The sequence below is a fragment of the Endozoicomonas sp. ALB115 genome (assembly GCF_049310245.1).
Taxonomy (GTDB): domain Bacteria; phylum Pseudomonadota; class Gammaproteobacteria; order Pseudomonadales; family Endozoicomonadaceae; genus Endozoicomonas.
Genome location: NZ_JBLYZG010000196.1, coordinates 1 through 1,119 on the forward strand (window position 1 = coordinate 1; position 1,119 = coordinate 1,119).

Genomic DNA, 1,119 nt, shown 5'->3' on the forward strand with positions numbered 1-1,119 from the left:
ACGGAGCCGTAGTGTTGGATGACAATGTTTGAGTGCTTGCCATCCCGGATGGCGTCATTGACACATCGGTGGTATTCATCGACGAACTCAGTTCCGGTGAGAGCAGAGCCGTAGTGTTGGATGACAGTGCCTGAGTGCCTGTCATGCCGGATGGCGTCAGTGAGACATCGGTGGTATTGATCGACGAACTCAACTCTGGAGAGAGCGCAGCCGTGGCACTGGATGATAACGTCTCGGTGCCTGCCATGCCTGATGGCGTCATGGACACATCGGTGGTATTCATCAACAAACTCAGCTCGGGTGAGAACGGTGCCGTAGTGTTGGATGACAATGCCTGAGTGCCTGCCATGCCTGATGGCGTCATGGACACATCGGTGGTATTCATCGACGAACTCAACTCTGGAGAGAACGCAGCCGTGGCACTGGATGATAACGTCCGGGTGCCTACCATGCCTGATGGGCTCAGTGATACCTCAGCAGTATTGATCGACGAACTCATCTCCGGTGAGATCCGGGCCATCGTACTGGATGACAATGCCTGAGTGTTTGCCGCTCCGGACGGGCTCAGTGAACTCTCTGTAGCATTAGCGAACGAACCAGACCCGGATGAGGCTAAAGCGGCGATACCGGACGACACTGCCTGGCTACTTGCCGTCTCTGACGAACTCAATCCGGGTGCCAGCATAGGTGCAGGGGTATGCGGCCATAAAGCCGTCGATAATAATGCTTCTGAGGCGTCCGGTGGTATATGGCTGGAACTGCCCTCAGATACCGCCAAGGATGTTAGCAATCCGGCTTCACTGGTTGTGGCTGCAGATGACATTGCAGGGGTAATGTCAGCCCGTTCTGTCACGGTTACAGCCGTGGTTGATACGCTGGTCGATACCGGTGGCTGCGGGGTGCTGGTCTCCGGCGCGATGGTGGCCAATGCATGCATGTCAGAAGACACCTCCGCCTGTGCGCCGGTTGCCGATGCGATCGCAACAACAGGGCTACTGTTGTCAGCAACCACTCCGGGATTGCTGCCTGGCCTGTCCGTGGCAGGTTGCAGGCCTGTGACGGGCGGCTGGCCGGTCGTTAACAATCCACTGGTGGGCGTGGTTCCTCTGTTACCACTGC

The 1,119-nt window shown here is 57.1% G+C and carries 3 protein-coding genes; 2 read left to right on the plus strand and 1 reads right to left on the minus strand.

Annotation, left to right across the window (positions count from 1 at the left end):
* Positions 1-385, minus strand: a 385-nt coding sequence (locus ACO6VE_RS24585; protein ID WP_422464142.1) for a hypothetical protein, incomplete at its 3' end; no start/stop codon positions are given.
* Between ACO6VE_RS24585 and ACO6VE_RS24590 the strand changes: the two genes are divergently transcribed.
* Both ACO6VE_RS24590 and ACO6VE_RS24595 read left to right on the plus strand, forming a co-directional pair.
* Positions 363-542, plus strand: a complete 180-nt coding sequence (locus tag ACO6VE_RS24590; protein ID WP_422464144.1) for a hypothetical protein — start codon at positions 363-365, stop codon at positions 540-542. The genes ACO6VE_RS24585 and ACO6VE_RS24590 overlap by 23 nt on opposite strands.
* Positions 543-1,119: hypothetical protein (locus tag ACO6VE_RS24595; protein WP_422464146.1), on the plus strand; the 577-nt coding region annotated here is incomplete at its 3' end.